Annotated in this window: 10 protein-coding genes; 1 reads left to right on the forward strand and 9 read right to left on the reverse strand. The window is 74.9% G+C overall.

Annotated elements, in window-relative coordinates; translation table 11 throughout:
• Window positions 1-115: 115 nt before the first annotated feature.
• The 6 genes from NRO40_RS10980 to NRO40_RS11005 form a co-directional block, all read right to left on the reverse strand.
• Window positions 116-2,425, reverse strand: a complete 2,310-nt coding sequence (locus NRO40_RS10980) for a xanthine dehydrogenase family protein molybdopterin-binding subunit (RefSeq protein WP_058944579.1) — start codon at window positions 2,423-2,425, stop codon at window positions 116-118.
• Window positions 2,422-4,428, reverse strand: coding sequence for a 2Fe-2S iron-sulfur cluster-binding protein (locus tag NRO40_RS10985; RefSeq protein WP_257375393.1), 2,007 nt, complete (start codon window positions 4,426-4,428; stop codon window positions 2,422-2,424). The genes NRO40_RS10980 and NRO40_RS10985 overlap by 4 nt, the downstream gene beginning before the upstream one ends.
• Complete coding sequence (locus NRO40_RS10990; RefSeq protein WP_058944821.1) at window positions 4,425-5,318, reverse strand: FAD binding domain-containing protein; 894 nt, start codon at window positions 5,316-5,318, stop codon at window positions 4,425-4,427. The genes NRO40_RS10985 and NRO40_RS10990 overlap by 4 nt, the downstream gene beginning before the upstream one ends.
• Window positions 5,319-5,829: 511 nt before the next feature.
• Window positions 5,830-7,536, reverse strand: coding sequence for a beta-N-acetylhexosaminidase (locus tag NRO40_RS10995; RefSeq protein WP_058944820.1), 1,707 nt, complete (start codon window positions 7,534-7,536; stop codon window positions 5,830-5,832).
• 405 nt (window positions 7,537-7,941) lie between these two features.
• Window positions 7,942-8,235 carry a DUF3039 domain-containing protein gene (locus tag NRO40_RS11000; protein WP_058944819.1) on the reverse strand — a complete coding sequence of 98 codons (294 nt, stop codon included), beginning with the start codon at window positions 8,233-8,235 and terminating at the stop codon, window positions 7,942-7,944.
• A 30-nt stretch (window positions 8,236-8,265) separates the two neighbouring features.
• Window positions 8,266-8,826 carry a YqgE/AlgH family protein gene (locus NRO40_RS11005; RefSeq protein ID WP_058944818.1) on the reverse strand — a complete coding sequence of 187 codons (561 nt, stop codon included), beginning with the start codon at window positions 8,824-8,826 and terminating at the stop codon, window positions 8,266-8,268.
• Window positions 8,827-9,132: 306 nt separating this feature from the next.
• On the opposite strand from NRO40_RS11005, the gene murA reads away from it, so the two are divergent.
• Entirely contained in the window at window positions 9,133-10,473 is a 1,341-nt protein-coding gene (gene murA / locus NRO40_RS11010) for a UDP-N-acetylglucosamine 1-carboxyvinyltransferase (RefSeq protein ID WP_058944817.1), read from the forward strand.
• A 402-nt stretch (window positions 10,474-10,875) separates the two neighbouring features.
• Here the strand turns inward: murA and NRO40_RS11015 are convergent, their stop codons facing one another.
• The 3 genes from NRO40_RS11015 to NRO40_RS11025 form a co-directional block, all read right to left on the reverse strand.
• A complete protein-coding gene (locus NRO40_RS11015) occupies window positions 10,876-11,157 on the reverse strand; it encodes an HU family DNA-binding protein (protein WP_058944816.1) in 282 nt (93 codons plus the stop codon).
• Window positions 11,158-11,512: 355 nt separating this feature from the next.
• A complete protein-coding gene (locus tag NRO40_RS11020) occupies window positions 11,513-12,937 on the reverse strand; it encodes an NAD-dependent malic enzyme (protein ID WP_058944815.1) in 1,425 nt (474 codons plus the stop codon).
• A gap of 372 nt (window positions 12,938-13,309) precedes the next feature.
• Window positions 13,310-15,598, reverse strand: coding sequence for a HelD family protein (locus NRO40_RS11025; protein WP_058944814.1), 2,289 nt, complete (start codon window positions 15,596-15,598; stop codon window positions 13,310-13,312).
• Window positions 15,599-15,602 lie beyond the last annotated feature (4 nt).

Consider the following 15,602-nt stretch of genomic DNA (forward strand, 5'->3'; position numbering starts at 1 on the left):
TGTCGCGGCGCGGATGACCGGAAGCGCGCGGTCACCGGCCAAAACCGTGCGCGGGCCGGGGTCGGCGGGTGGTCACCCGAACGGGTCCGGCCGCGTGTCCGGGCGGGGCGGGGTGTCACGGGGTGGAGGGGACCACCGCGGACTGGGGGCGGATCGGGAGGCGGTTGACCGGGCGGCCGGTGGCGGCGCGGACGGCGGAGGCGATGGCCGCCGGGGACGTCACGACGGGCACCGCGCTCGCGGCCTTCGCGCCGAAGGGCGCGACCACGTCGCGTTCCTCGACCAGTCTGACGATGTGGATGTCCGGGGTGTCGAGGGCCGTGGGGAGGGCGTACCCCGTCAGGTCGGGGTGGCGGACCAGGCCGCGCGGGGTGCGGAGGTTCTCGGTGAGGGCCGCGCCGAGGCCCTGGGTCACGCCGGCCTCGATGCGGGTGGCGAGCTGGGCCGGGTTGAGGACGCGGCCCACGTCCTGCGCGACGGCCAGCTCGACGACGCGGACGGAGCCCAGCTCCACGTCGACGTCGACGACCGCGCGGATCGCGCAGAACGCCAGGCCGACGAACGCGTCGCCCTGCCCCGCCTCGTCGAGCGGTTCCGTCGGGTGGGGGCGGCACTGGGCGGTGGCCCACAGTTCCTTGCCCTCCAGCGCCTCGGCGACGGTCGTCGACAGGACGCCGTCATACGACGTGATCTTGCCGTCGGCGATCTGGAGGAGCTCCGTCGACATGCCGAACTTGTGGGCGAGGGGCTGGAGCAGCTGGGTGCGGACCATCTTGGCGGCCCGTTCCACCGCCCCGGCGGAGACCCACGTGTGCCGGCCGTGCGTGGCGGGGCCCGCCGGGGGCTGGTCGGTGTCCACGGGCGCCACCTGGACGTCCTCCACACCCAGGACGTCCTGGACGACCTGGCGGGCGAGGGTCGTGAAGCCCTGGCCGGTCTCGACCGCCGCGCACAGGACCGTCGCCACACCGCCCTGGACCTTGACGGTCGCGGTGGAGACCTCGTCGGTGCCCTCGGCGCCCAGCATGTGCACCATGCCGAGGGCGTAGCCGACGCCGCGCCGGACCGCGCTGGGTTCGCCGGCGCCCTCGGGGCCGCCGGGCAGGAGCCAGTCCTCCTCGGCGGTGTCCATGGGCAGCGGCGGCAGCGGGTGTTCCCGTACGGCTTCGAGGAGTTCGGCGACGGGCGCCGGGCAGGTGACGGTCTGGCCGGTGGGCAGGAGGTCGCCGGTGGCGAGGACGTTGCGCAGGCGCAGTTCCGCCGGGTCGAGGCCCAGTTTCGCCGCGAGCTTGTCCATCTGGCCCTCGTACGCCGCGCACACCTGCAGGGCGCCCTCGCCGCGCACGTGGCCGGAGGGCGGGTTGTTCGTCCGGACGACCCAGCCCTCGACGAAGGCGTGCGGCACGACGTACGGGCCGCAGGCGAAGGCGACGGCCGCCGCGAGCGTCTCGGACGACGCGTCCGCGTAGGCGCCGCCGTCGAGGAGGATCTGCGCCTCCACCTTCACCAGCCGGCCGTCCGCGTCCGCGTGGTGGCGGTAGCGCAGCAGGGTGGGGTGGCGGTGGGCGTGGCCGAGGAACGACTCCTCGCGGGTCGCGGCCAGCTTCACCGGCGCGCCCGTGCGCAGGGCCAGCAGGCCGAGCGGGATCTGGAAGCCGGGGTCCTCGCGGTCGCCGGTCGCGCCGGGGACGCCCGTGACGACGAGCTTCACCCGGTCCGGCGGCAGGCCGAAGCAGGCGGCGGCCAGGTCGCGGTCGGTGTGGGGGTCGGTGGAGGCGGTGTAGATCTCCACGCCGCCGTCCGGGCGGGGCACGGCGAGGCCCGCCTCGGCGCCGATGGGCGCCGGGTCCTGCCGGCCGATGCGGTACAGGCCCTCCACGATCACCTCGCCCGTCACGTCCGGGTCGCCGTAGCGGAGCGGGATGTGCCGGATGAGGTTGCCGTCGGGGTGCAGGGGCGGCGCGGAGAACGCCTGCTCGGGGTCGGTGACCGGGTCGAGCACCTCGTAGTCGACGATGATCGCCGCGGCGGCCAGGCGGGCGGTGTCCGGGTGGTCGGCGGCGACGGCCGCGATGGCCTCCCCGTGGTGGCGGACGAGGTCGGCGGCGAAGACGGGGCGGTCGGCGACGGTCCGCCCGTACGCGGCGTCGCCGGGCACGTCCGCGTGGGTGACGACGGCGCGCACGCCGGGCATCGCCGCGGCGGCGGACGTGTCGATCGACCGGATGCGCGCGTGGGCGTGCGGGGAGCGGAGGATCGCCGCCCACAGCAGGCCCTCGGCCCACAGGTCCGCGGCGTACGGGAAGGTGCCCTCCGTCTTGGCGCGGGCGTCGGCCGGCGTCAGGGACGTGCCGAGGCCCTGGCGGGGCTGCTCCTGCGGGGGGGCCTCGACCGCCGGGATGGCGGTGGCCGCGTCGTTGCTCACGCCGTGCCTCCGTCGTGCGCGTGGGGGAGCTGGTGCGGGATGCGGACCTCGTGGGGGGACTCGTCCGGGCCGCCCGCGGTGCCGCCGGTCCGCTGGGCGGCCGTGCGCTCGGCGACGACCTCCCGTACGGCCCTGAGGGCGCCCTGGTAGCCGGTGCAGCGGCACAGGTTGCCGGAGAGCGCCTGGCGGGCCTCCACGTCGCTGGGCGCGTGGTTGCCCTCCAGCAGGTCGTGCACGGTCATCGCCATGCCCGGGATGCAGAAGCCGCACTGGACGGCGCCGCAGCGGGCGAGGGCGCGCTGCACGTCGGAGGGTTCGCCGCCGGCGGCCAGGCCCTCGACGGTGCGGACCTCGCTTCCGGCGGCGGTCGCCGCGGGCACCAGGCAGGACGCGACGAGCCGTCCGTCGACCTGGACGTTGCACGCGCCGCACTCGCCCTGCGAGCAGCCGTCCTTGGCGCCGGCGAGGCCGAGGCGCTCGCGCAGGACGTAGAGCAGGGACTCGCCGATCCACGCGTCGGTGACGGGGCGGTCGGCGCCGTTGACACGCAGGACGTACGAGACATGCGGGTGCTCGTCGCCCGTCGCGACGGGGACGGGCTCCGGGCCCGGCTCCGGCTCCGGCTCCGGCTCCGGCTCCGGCAGGGTCTGGGTCTCCGGCAGGGCTTCGGCCTCGGGCAGGGCCTGGGCCTCGGGTGCCGGGTCACCGTCCGGGGCGGCGGCGTCGGCGGTCGCGGGGCCGTCCGCGGTGGCGGGGGCGTCGGCCGTCGTACCGATTGGGGCGGCGGCCCGGGCCGGGTCCGGGTCATGGTGCGGGTACGCCGGGTCGGCCGCGGGGGCGTACTGCTCCGGGCCGGCGGTCGCGGGGGGCTCGGCGACGGGGTCGGCCGCGTCCGGGCCGGGGACGTCGTGGTCCGCGGCGGCGTGCTCAGGCAGGCCGTGGTCGGGCAGGCCGTGGTCCGGTGCGGCGTGTTGGGTCAGGCCGTGGTCCGGTGCGGCGTGTTGGGTCAGGCCGTGGTCCGGCGCGGCGTGCTCAGGCAGGCCGTGGTCGGGCAGGCCGTGGTCCGGTGCGGCGTGTTGGGTCAGGCCGTGGTCCGGTGCGGCGTGCTCAGGCAGGCCGTGGTCGGGCAGGCCGTGGTCCGGTGCGGCGTGTTGGGTCAGGCCGTGGTCCGGTGCGGCGTGTTGGGTCAGGCCGTGGTCCGGCGCGGCGTGCTCAGGCAGGCCGTGGTCCGGCGCGGCGTGCTCAGGCAGGCCGTGGTCCGGCGCGGCGTGCTCAGGCAGGCCGTGGTCCGGTGCGGCGGGGCCTGACTCCCCCGGCACCGGCCCGTCGGGCGCGGTCCCGGAGGTGGGCGGCTCCGGTGTGCCGGGGGCCTGCGGTCCGTGGCCGGGGAGGTAGGCCGCGCCGTCGTCGGCACCGTGGCCGGTGCCGTAGTCGGTGCCCCGGTCCCCGTCGTAGCCGGAGCCGTGACCCGTGGCGTAGTCGGTGCCGTAGTCCGTCCCGTAGGCGTACCCGGCGTCCGGTGACGGTCCCTCCGGCGGGGCCGTGTCCGTCGTGGGCTCCGGCCGGGCGGGGACCGCCCAGGGCGCCGCGGCGCCGCCGGGCAGCGTCGCCGGGGCGGTGCCGTCGGCCCAGGCGGCCAACGGCTGCCCGCCGCCGTACGTCTGCGTCTGCTCCCGCGTCCCGAGGGCGTACTCGCCGGACTCCTCGGGCAGGTCGCCCGGGGCGACGGGCACGGCCCACTGCCCGGTCGGCGCGGAGCCGCCGGTCGTCGCGGGGCCGGAGGCCAGGGCGTCGTGGAAGTCCCACTGCGCCGTGGCGTGCGGGTCGGGGATGTGCGGCGGTACGTAGCCGTGACCGGGGGCCTCCAGCGGGATGCCGTCCAGGCCCACGTCGGGCGGGAGCTGGACGAACGCGGTGGCGTCGCCGTCGTACTCCCCCTGCGGGGTCGGCTGCCAGCCGCCGCCCCGCCGCTGCTCCTCGTTCCCCGTCTCGTCGGTGGTCACGACAGCGCCCTCCCCAGTGCTCGTCGGGCCAGCACGGAGACCGTGCGGCGCAGTTGCAGTACGGCGGGCGGCAGCGGGGGCGGCTCCTCGCCGTCGGCGGCCGGCGGCTGGTCCGGGACGCACGCGGCCGCGACGTACTCGCCGAACGCCACCAGGGCCTCCGGCGTCAGCCCCCGCTCGCCGTCCCAGTCGACGAGCGAGGCGATCCAGTGCTCGGCCTCCAGCGGACGCAGCGGCATCGGGGCGATCGCGCCGACCGCGCAGCGCACCGCGCGGCGCGCCGGGTCGAGGACGACCGCCACCGAGGCGAGGGCGCGGCCGGGGCCCGTCCGCCCGGTCGCCTTGAGGAACACCTGCGGGGCGTGCAGCAGCGGGACCCGGACGAAGGCGACGAGCTCACCGGGCTGGAGCATCTCGCGCCCGGCGAGGAGGTGCGAGACGGGGATCTCGCGGCCGCCGGCGGGGCCCGCGACGACGAGGTCGGCCTCCAGGGCGGCCAGGACGGGCAGGGAGTCGCCGGTCGGCGCGGCGGTGACGACGTTGCCGCCGAGGGTGCCCGCGTTGCGGATCTGCGGCGGTCCGGCCGCGCGGGCGGCGGCGGCCAGGGCGGGGATGAGCGCGGCGAAGTCGGGGCGGCCCATGCGGGCGTGGGTCAGGCCGGCGCCGAGCAGGGCGTGACCGTCCTGGTATTGCCAGCCGCGCAGCTCGTTGATGCGGCCGAGGCCGACGAGGCCGGCGGGGCGCAGCTGCCCCTTGTTGACGGCGGCCATCAGGTCGGTGCCGCCGGCGACGGGCACGGCGGCGGGCATGGCGGTGAGTGCCGCCACGGCCTCGTCGAGCGAGGCCGGCAGCGTGACGGAGTGCGCCGTCCGCGGTGCGTGCGTGGTCAACCCAGCTGCCCCTTCCCGGTGTCCCGGCTGTCCCGGCTGTCCCGCCTGTGTTGCCGTACCGTACGTGCTCACGGCCCGGACGTGGAAACTGTGGCACATCTTCGGGGACGACCGGCGCGAGGGTCCACGAAGGACGGATCCGCCCCCGACCTCCCGTGAACTCCCGGGACCGTGCGGATGGCCCGATTTGGCCGCTTTGTCGGCGCAGGGGGCAGGCGGTCCCCCAACCCCCGCGTACGGATGGCTCCTGAGGGGCCTTCACCGGTCCGGTGGTGGGCACCGCGGAATGGTTGCGCCGCCGGGCTGGGCGCCTCAGGTCGGCCGTGCCGCCCCTGCGGTGGTGGGTGCGGCGGGGCCGGGCGGGCTCACCTCCTCGGGGTCGGCGGGCTCGGGTCCCGGCCGGGGCACCCGCGCTTCTCCGCCGACCCCTGCGGGGGCGAACCCACCCGGCCCCGCCTCCCGTCCCCGGACACGTGCGGGTCGCGCCGTGGCGGGCGACCCGGCTCACGGCTCACACGTCCGGGGGCGCGCCCTCGATCGGGCGTCCGAGCACCCCGGGGCGCCGCTGCCAGGGGGCCGGTCCCCCGGGCGGGCGGTACGCGACCCCGAGTGCGTCGAGGCGCCGGTAGTGGGTGGTCATGCGCCGTGCGAAGTCGGGGAAGTCGCGGTCGGCGGGCGCGGGGAGGGTCGTCGACCAGACGGCCTCGGCGAAGGCGGCGAGCCGGGGGAAGGTCTGGTAGTCGACGCGGGAACGGCTGTCCAGCACCTCGGTCCAGACGTTGGCCTGCGCGCCGAGGACGTGCGCGGCCGCGTCGGCGGGCAGGCCGGGCGGCAGCGGGTCGAAGCGGTACACGTCCTCCAGGGTGCGCACGTAGCCGATGGGCACGGGCTCGTCGGGGCCGCCGTCCTGGCGGTGGTCCAGGTACACGTGCTGCTCGGGGCACATGACGACGTCGTGGCCGGCCCGCGCGGCGGCCACCCCGCCCGCGTACCCGCGCCAGGAGGAGACGGCGGCGCCGGGTGAAGGAAGGACCGCGGGCGGCGCGGGCGGGGCGGTGGCGGGAGACGGGCGGGCCGGGCCGCCCTCCAGGATCTCGTCCCAGCCGATGAGGCGCCGGCCGCGGTCGGCGAGCCAGCGGTCGAAGTGGCGGACGAACCACGCCTGGAGGCCGTCCTCGTCGCCCACGCCGAGCTCCCTGATGCGGGCCTGGGCGGTGGCGGACGCCCGCCACTGCCCCTTGGGGCACTCGTCGCCGCCGATGTGGACGAACGGCGAGGTGGTGGCCGGGAAGATGTCGAGGACCTCCTCCAGCACGCCCTCGTAGAAGCGGAGGGTCTCCTCGGTGGGGGCGAGGACGTGGGGGCTGATCCCCCAGGTGTCCCAGACGCCGAGCGCCGCGGTGTCGACGACGTCGGTGTTGCCGAGGTGCGGGTAGGCGGCGATGGCGGCCTGCGAGTGACCGGGCAGGTCGATCTCGGGGACGACGCGGATGTGCCGGTCGGCGGCGTACGCGACGATCTCGCGGAGGTCGTCCTGCGTGTAGAACCCGCCGTGCGGGGTGTCGTCCCACAGGGGTGAGGCGCGGTGCCCGCGCTTCGTGCGGGGCCGCCAGGCGCCGACCTCGGTGAGGCGGGGGTGGCGGCGGATTTCGACGCGCCAGCCCTGGTCGTCGGTGAGGTGCAGGTGGAGGACGTTGAGCTTGTGCGCGGCGAGCAGGTCGAGCTGGCGCAGCACGTCGTCCTTGGGCAGGAAGTGCCGGGCCACGTCGAGGAGGAGCCCGCGCCAGGCGAAGCGCGGGCGGTCCTCGATCCGGGTGGCGGCGAGGCGGGGGGCGGTACCGGGGCGGACGGGGGCGCGGCGGAAGGCGTCGGGCCCGAGGAGCTGGCGGAGGGTCTGGGCGCCCCAGAAGACGCCGGCCGCGTCGCCGCCCGCGATGTCGACGGCCCCGTCGGCCGTGGTGGTGAGTCGGTACGCCTCGGGGCCGAGGCCCGGGTCGAGCCGGAGGGCCATGACGCCGCCCGGTCCGGTGCCGTGGGGTGCGGTGCCGCCGGGTGCGGGGGGCAGCGGGAGGCCGAAGGCGGCACCGAGCGTCGTGCGCAGCCAGCGCTCCGCGGTCCCGGTACCCGGGGCGGCGGCGAGCACGGTGGAGGCGTCGAGCACGACCCCGGCGCGGTCCGGGCGGTGGACGTGGGAGGCGGGTGCCGGAACGAGGTCCATCACGTCGACTCGACCCTCCAGGGCGTTGCACCCCGTGCAACGGACGTTTCGTAGCGGACGACCGCGAGGAGCCTAGGGCGGGCCGCCGCCGACCGACAAGGCCCCGGGAACGGCGCAGGGCCCCCGGGAGGGGCGCGCACGCGTGGTGCGCCGCCGCCCTCCCGGGGGCCCTGCACGGTTCCTGGCGGTGGCCCGAGACCCGGGGACCGTGAGCCCCGCGCCGTGACCCCGCGGCCCATCGGTCCTCAGGTCAGGGCCGAGGTCCGTGGCCGGAACCTGCGCTCGTGAGCCGGGGGGCCGTGAGCCCGTGGCTGCCGGACGATGGCCCGTGAGGCCGTGGGCCGTGAGCCCGTGGCTGCCGGACGATGGCCCGTGGCCCTTGACTCGCGGGCCATGGCCGGTGGACTACTGCTTGTCCTTGCCGCCCTTGCCCTTGTCCTTGTCGCCACCCGCGCCCATGGATTCGTAGATCTCCTTGCACATGGGACAGACGGGGTACTTCTTCGGGTCCCGGCCCGGTACCCACACCTTGCCGCAGAGCGCCACGACGGGAGTGCCGTCGAGGGCACTCGCCATGATCTTGTCCTTCTGGACGTAGTGGGCGTAGCGCTCGTGGTCGCCGTCACCGTGCGACACCTGTGGCGTCGGCTCTACGAGGGTCCCCGTACCTGCCCCGCGCTCGGGCTCGAGAGTGCTCATAACAGCCAAGGGTACTCACCCGGCACGGCTTCAGTTCAGGGTCGGGTCGTCCGGGTACGTCGCGATCATGGCGAGTTCGCTGCGCTGGCGGCGCAGGACGGCACGCCACAGGCCCTCGGGGTGCGGGGAGGACACGTCACCCGGTTCGGACTCGACCACGAACCAGGCACCGTCGCCCAGTTCCTCCTCCAGCTGGCCGGGGCCCCACCCCGCGTACCCGGCGAAGATCCGCAGGGAGCCGAGCGCCGGCCCGAGCAGTTCGGGCGGGGTCTCCAGGTCGACCAGGCCGATCGCCCCGTGGACGCGGCGCCAGCCGAGCGGGCCCTCGTCGCCGGGGATCACGGCGAGGCCGAGCGCCGCGTCGAGCGAGACGGGGCCGCCCTGGAAGACCACGCCGGGCTCGCCGGCGAGCGCCGCCCAGGGCTCCAGGACGTCGCCGACGCCGACCGGTGTGGGGCGGTTGAGGACCACGCCGAGGGACCCCTCGTCGTCGTGGTCGAGCAGCAGCACCACCGCGCGGTCGAAGTTCGGGTCGGACAGCGCGGGGGTGGCGACGAGCAGCCGCCCTGCGAGCGAGGACACCTCGGTCATGCCAGACATGATCCCGCATGCCGGGCCCGCGCGGAGGGCGGGCGGGCCGGTCGGCCGAAGGGCGCGCCGCACGGGGCGCCTGCCGGAGCCCCGACACGGGCCGTGCGCGCGCCCCGGCACGCAAACGGACGGTGACCCTCCGCAAGGTCCGGAGGACACAGGGTGTTGTGGCGAATTCATTACACGCTCCCCCGCTCCCCACCCTTACGGGGCATGGGTGGAAGCGCCTTACCCTTTTCCCTTGGCCCTTGCCCGAACCACCCCCGCGGTCCGCCCGGGGGCACCCCCGACCGGAACGCGAGATACATGACCGGCACCGACGATGTACTGCTTGTCCACGGCGGAACCCCGCTGGAGGGCGAGATCCGCGTCCGCGGCGCGAAGAACCTCGTGCCCAAGGCGATGGTCGCCGCACTGCTCGGCAGCGGGCCGAGCCGGCTGCGCAACGTGCCCGACATCCGTGACGTCCGGGTCGTCCGCGGTCTGCTCCAGCTCCACGGCGTGACCGTGCGCCCCGGTGAGGAGCCGGGCGAGCTGGTGATGGACCCGACGCACGTCGAGTCCGCGAACGTCGCCGACATCGACGCCCACGCGGGTTCCTCCCGCATCCCGATCCTCTTCTGCGGCCCGCTGCTGCACCGGCTCGGCCACGCCTTCATCCCGGGCCTGGGCGGCTGCGACATCGGCGGACGGCCGATCGACTTCCACTTCGAGGTGCTCCGGCAGTTCGGCGCGAAGATCGAGAAGCGCGACGACGGCCAGTACCTGGAGGCGCCCCGGCGGCTGCGCGGCACGAAGATCCGGCTGCCGTACCCGTCGGTCGGCGCGACCGAGCAGGTGCTGCTGACGGCGGTCCTCGCGGAGGGTGTGACGGAGCTCTCCAACGCGGCCGTCGAGCCCGAGATCGAGGACCTCATCTGCGTCCTGCAGAAGATGGGCGCCATCATCGCGATGGACACCGACCGGACCATCCGGATCACCGGTGTCGACAAGCTCGGCGGCTACACGCACCGCGCCCTGTCGGACCGACTGGAGGCGGCGTCGTGGGCGTCCGCGGCGCTGGCGACCGAGGGCGACATCTACGTGCGCGGCGCGCAGCAGCGCTCGATGATGACCTTCCTCAACACCTACCGCAAGGTGGGCGGCGCCTTCGAGATCGGAGACGAGGGCATCCGCTTCTGGCACCCGGGCGGCCGGCTGAAGTCCATCGCGCTGGAGACGGACGTGCACCCCGGCTTCCAGACGGACTGGCAGCAGCCGCTGGTGGTCGCCCTGACGCAGGCCACGGGCCTGTCGATCGTCCACGAGACGGTGTACGAGTCGCGGCTGGGCTTCACCTCCGCGCTCAACCAGATGGGCGCCCACATCCAGCTGTACCGCGAGTGCCTGGGCAGCTCCGACTGCCGCTTCGGCCAGCGCAACTTCCTGCACTCCGCGGTCGTCTCGGGCCCCACGAAGCTCCAGGGCGCCGATCTGGTCATCCCGGACCTGCGCGGCGGCTTCTCGTACCTGATCGCCGCCCTGGCGGCGCAGGGCACGTCCCGGGTGCACGGTATCGAGCTGATCAACCGCGGCTACGAGAACTTCATGCAGAAGTTGGTCGAGCTGGGCGCGAAGGTCGAACTCCCGGGCGCCACCACCGTCTGACCGGCCACCCCCAGGGCCCCCGGCCGGGGGTCCGGGGGGCGCCCCCCGGGCAGACACAGCATGCAGAAGTTGGTCGAGCTGGGCGCGAAGGTCGAACTCCCGGGCGCCACCACCGTCTGACCGGCCACCCCCAGGGCCCCCGGCCGGGGGTCCGGGGGGCGTCCCCCGGGCAGACACAGCATGCAGAAGTTGGTCGAGCTGGGCGCGAAGGTCGAACTCCCGGGCGCCACCACCGTCTGACCCGGCGTCACCCCGCACCTGACACGACGGCCCCCCGTGATCCACGGGGGGCCGTCGTCGTGGCGGGTGCCGACGACAGGCCCTGGAAGGGGCCGTAGGCGGGCGAACGGAAGGGCGGTCACCCTCTGCAGGGTGACCGCCCTTTCCACGCGCCTGGGGGCCTTACTTGCCCTTCGCGGCTTCCTTGAGCTTCGAGCCCGCGGAGACCTTCACGCTGTAACCGGCCGGGATGTCGATCGGCTCGCCGGTCTGGGGGTTACGAGCGGTGCGAGCGGCACGGTGGGTGCGCTCGAAGGTCAGGAAGCCGGGGATGGTGACCTTCTCGTCGCCCTTGGCGACGACCTCACCGATGGTCTCGGCGAGCGCGGCCAGCACGGCGTCGGCGTCCTTGCGGGTCACCTCGGCGCGGTCGGCCAGGGCGGCCACCAGCTCACTGCGGTTCATGTTGTTACTCCCGTGTTCTTCTTGCCTGTGAGGCGTGAGATCGAAGCCGATGCTGCCAGGGCCCTAGGACAGTGCTCGGACCCGGGTCTGCCGTCAGACCCTCGCGCCCGAATACGCATCCTGCCCCCACCAGCGGCGGGAAAGCCAATCCGGCACCCTCCGGAGTCACACGAAGAGCGCCACTGCCCGGTCCCGGTGACGTCCGCGCGGCCGTGCACCGGCCGCGCGGAGACGTCCTGGAGACCTGCCGGCGACGAAGCGCCACCCTACGGGCGGGGGCGGACGCCCGCGCTCCGCGACGCGCCGGAGGCGGCACGAGGTGCGTTCCGCCACACCACGCCGCCCGGCGGGGCCGTCAGAGGGAGGGCTGCTCCGCCAGGGCCGCCTTCGCTGCGTTGCGTACGGCACCGGCCACGGCGCCCGCGACCTTGTCGTTGAAGACCGACGGGACGATGTAGTTGGGGTTGAGCTCCCCGTCGGTGACGACGTCGGCCAGCGCGGTCGCCGCCGCGAGCATCATGTCGGTGTTGACCGTACGCGACTGGGCGTCCAGCAGGCCGCGGAACACGCCCGGGAAGACCAGCACGTTGTTGATCTGGTTGGGGAAGTCGGACCGGCCGGTGGCCACGACCGCGGCCGTCTGGCGGGCGATGGCCGGGTCGACCTCGGGGTCCGGGTTCGCGAGCGCGAACACGATGGCGTCGTCGGCCATGGCGGCGACGTCGTCGCCGTCGAGGACGTTCGGGGCGGAGACGCCGATGAAGACGTCCGCGCCGACGACGGCCTGCTTCAGGGTGCCGGTGACGCCCTCGGGGTTGGTGTTGTCGGCGATCCACCGCAGCGGCGACTCGGGGGCCGCGTCGACCAGGTCCTCGCGGCCCGCGTGGACGACGCCGTGGATGTCGGCGACGACGGCGTGCTTGACGCCCGCCGCGATGAGCAGCTTGAGGATGGCCGTGCCGGCCGCGCCGGCGCCGGACATGACGACCCGCACGTCCCCGATCGCCTTGCCGACGACCCGCAGGGCGTTGGTGAGGGCGGCGAGCACGACGATCGCGGTGCCGTGCTGGTCGTCGTGGAAGACGGGGATGTCGAGGGCCTCGCGGAGCCGGGCCTCGATCTCGAAGCAGCGCGGCGCGGAGATGTCCTCCAGGTTGATGCCGGCGAAGCCCGGGGCGATGGCCTTGACGATCTCGACGATGGCGTCGGTGTCCTGGGTGTCCAGGCAGATCGGCCAGGCGTCGATGCCGGCGAACCGCTTGAACAGCGCCGCCTTGCCCTCCATGACGGGCAGCGCGGCCATCGGGCCGATGTTGCCGAGGCCGAGGACGGCGGAGCCGTCCGTCACGACGGCGACGGAGTTGCGCTTGATGGTGAGGCGGCGGGCGTCCTCGGGGTTCTCGGCGATGGCCATGCAGACGCGGGCGACACCCGGCGTGTAGACCATGGACAGGTCGTCGCGGTTGCGGATGGGGTGCTTCGACGCCATCTCGATCTTGCCGCCGAGGTGCATCAGGAACGTACGGTCGGAGACCTTGCCGAGGACGACGCCCTCGATGCCGCGGAGCTTGCCGACGATCTCGTCGGCGTGCGCGGTGGAGGTCGCCGCGATGGTGACGTCGATCCGCAGCTTCTCGTGGCCGGACGCGGTCACGTCGAGGCCGGTGACGGAACCGCCGGAGGACTCCACGGCCGTGGTGAGCTGGGAGACCGCGGTTCCGCTCGCGGGCACCTCCAGCCGGACCGTCATCGAGTACGAGACGCTGGGCGCCGTTGCCATGACCGAGTTCCTCTGCTTTCCCTAGCTCCGTTGCTACCCCCGGCGCGGCGGTGACCGTGAGGGGGCCCTCCGATGGTCGCACCTACCTGCGAGTAGCAGGTAATACGGTCGTTTTGTTTTCGGAAAGTGTTTTCCACCATACGAGAGAAGGCAGCGAAAAAGGAAGCGGGTCCACGCCATCACCTCGGATGACGTGGACCCGCTTCCCACGTGTGAGACACCGGCCCGCCATGCTCGCCTCGCGGCAAGTGGTCGCTCTGAGCGACTAAGGTTGGGCCCGGGGGCTTGGATCGAGCCGGTGCCGTATCCAGGCTAACAAACCCCGCCGGGAAGCGATCCCCACACGGCCGGATCCACCCCGAACGGCCCCGCTCAGTCGCGCAGGAGGTCCGGGACCCCCGCCGCGTCCGGCTCGTCCCGGTGGCCGGAGACGACCGTGAGCTGCTGCGTGGCCCGGGTCAGCGCCACGTACAGCACCCGCAGTCCGGCCGGGGACTCGTCGGCGATCTCGGCGGGCGAGACGACGACCGTCGCGTCGTACTCCAGGCCCTTGGCCTCCAGGCTGCCCAGCGCCACGACCCGGTCGCCGAGCCCGGCCAGCCAGCCGGCGGCCTGCTCGCGGCGGTTCATGGCGACGACGACGCCCACGGTGCCGTCCACGCGCTCCAGGAGGCGGCGCGCCTCGTCCCGCACGACCTCCGCCAGTCCCCGGTCGCCGACGGCGGCGAAGCGCGGCTCCACGCCCGTCGAGCGGACCGCCCGCGGCGACTCGGCGCCCGGCATCGCCAGCGCCAGGACGCGGGCGGCCAGCTCGGCGATTTCGGCGGGGTTGCGGTAGTTGACCGTGAGGGTGAAGCGGCGGCGCGGGCGGCGGCCCAGGGCCTCGTCGCGCGCTTCGGCGGCCTCGTCCGGGGCCGACCAGGACGACTGCGCCGGGTCGCCGACCACCGTCCACGTCGCGTGCCGGCCGCGGCGGCCGACCATCCGCCACTGCATGGGCGTGAGGTCCTGCGCCTCGTCGACGATGACGTGGGCGTACTCGGTGCGCTCCTGGGCCAGCCGCTCGGCGCGCTCGCGCTGCGTCTCCTCCCGTACCGGCATCAGCTCCTCCAGGCCGGTGAGCTGGTCCAGCGGGTCCAGCTCGCGTCTGCGGCGCGGTCTGGCCGGGGCGCCCAGGAGGGTCTGGAGCTCGTCCAGGAGGGCCACGTCGTGCACGGAGTAGGCGTCGCGGCGCAGCGAGCGGGCCACCCGGCGCACCTCGCCGGGGTTGAGGTCGCGGCGCGCCCAGCGGCCGAGGCGCTTCTCGTCGGCCATGGCGGCGAGCACCGCGCGGGGGGTGAGCTCGGGCCACCAGGCGTCGAGGAAGCCGGTGAAGGAGTCCTCGGTGGTGACGTCCTCGTCGAAGGAGGAGCGCAGCTCGGCGGCGAGCTCGGGGTCGGCGTGCCGGGTGCCGGCGCCGGTCTTCGCGTACAGGGCGTCGAGGAGGAGCCGGCGGGCGCGCGGACGCAGCAGGTTCACCGGCGCGGTGCCGCCGAGGGCGTCCTGCCGGATGCGGGCCAGTTCGGCGGCCTCCAGCTCGACGCGCCGCCCGAAGGCGACGACGCGCAGCCGGTCGGGGGGGCCGCCGAGCTCCAGGGCGCCGCGGGCGGCCTTGCGCAGCACCTTCAGCATCCGCGAGGAGCCCTTGACGCGGGCGGCGGCCGGGTCGTCGTACGCGGTGGCCTCGACGCCGTCGACGAGGCTGCCGACGGCGCGGACCGCGACCTGGCCCTCCTCGCCGAGGGACGGCAGGACGCCCTCGGTGTACGCGACGAGCAGCGGCGTCGGCGAGACGACGAGGATGCCGCCGGCGTAGCGGCGGCGGTCCTGGTACAGCAGGTACGCGGCGCGGTGCAGGGCGACGGCGGTCTTGCCGGTGCCGGGGCCGCCCTCGACGTACGTCACGGACGCGGCGGGGGCCCGGATGACCAGGTCCTGCTCGGCCTGGATGGACGCGACGATGTCGCGCATGGTGTGGCCGCGGGCCCGGCCCAGCGCGGCCATCAGGGCGCCGTCGCCGACCACCGCCAGTTCGGCCCCGCCGAGGGTCGCGGTCAGCTCGGGGCGCATCAGGTCGTCCTCGACGCCCAGGACCCTGCGGCCCTTGGAACGGATGACGCGGCGGCGCACCACGCGGCCGGGGTCGACGGGCGTGGCCCGGTAGAACGGCGCGGCGGCGGGGGCGCGCCAGTCGATGACGAGCGGGCTGTAGTCGGTGTCGAGCACGCCGATGCGGCCGATGTGCAGCGTCTCGGCGATCTCGGCGGTGGCGTCCGGCCGCACCGCGTCGTCGGCGGGCTCGACGGAGGTGTAGGCGCCGTCCGGGCCCTTCTGGCCGTCCTTGCCGCGCAGCAGGTCGATGCGGCCGAAGAGGAAGTCCTCGAACTCGCTGTTCAGGCGGTTGAGGTGGACCCCCGCCCGGAACACCTGGGCGTCCCGCTCGGCGAGCGCGCCGGGCGTGCCGACCTGCCCCTGCCGGGCGGCGTCCCGCATGAGGAACTCCGCCTCGTGGATCTTCTCCTCCAAGCGGCGGTACACCTGGTCCAGGTGGTCCTGCTCGACACCGATCTCGCGGTCCCGAATCGTGTCGACGACCACACGGTCGGCTTCCTGCGCGGCCACCAGG

Source organism: Streptomyces changanensis, assembly GCF_024600715.1.
Classification (GTDB): Bacteria; Actinomycetota; Actinomycetes; order Streptomycetales; family Streptomycetaceae; genus Streptomyces; species Streptomyces changanensis.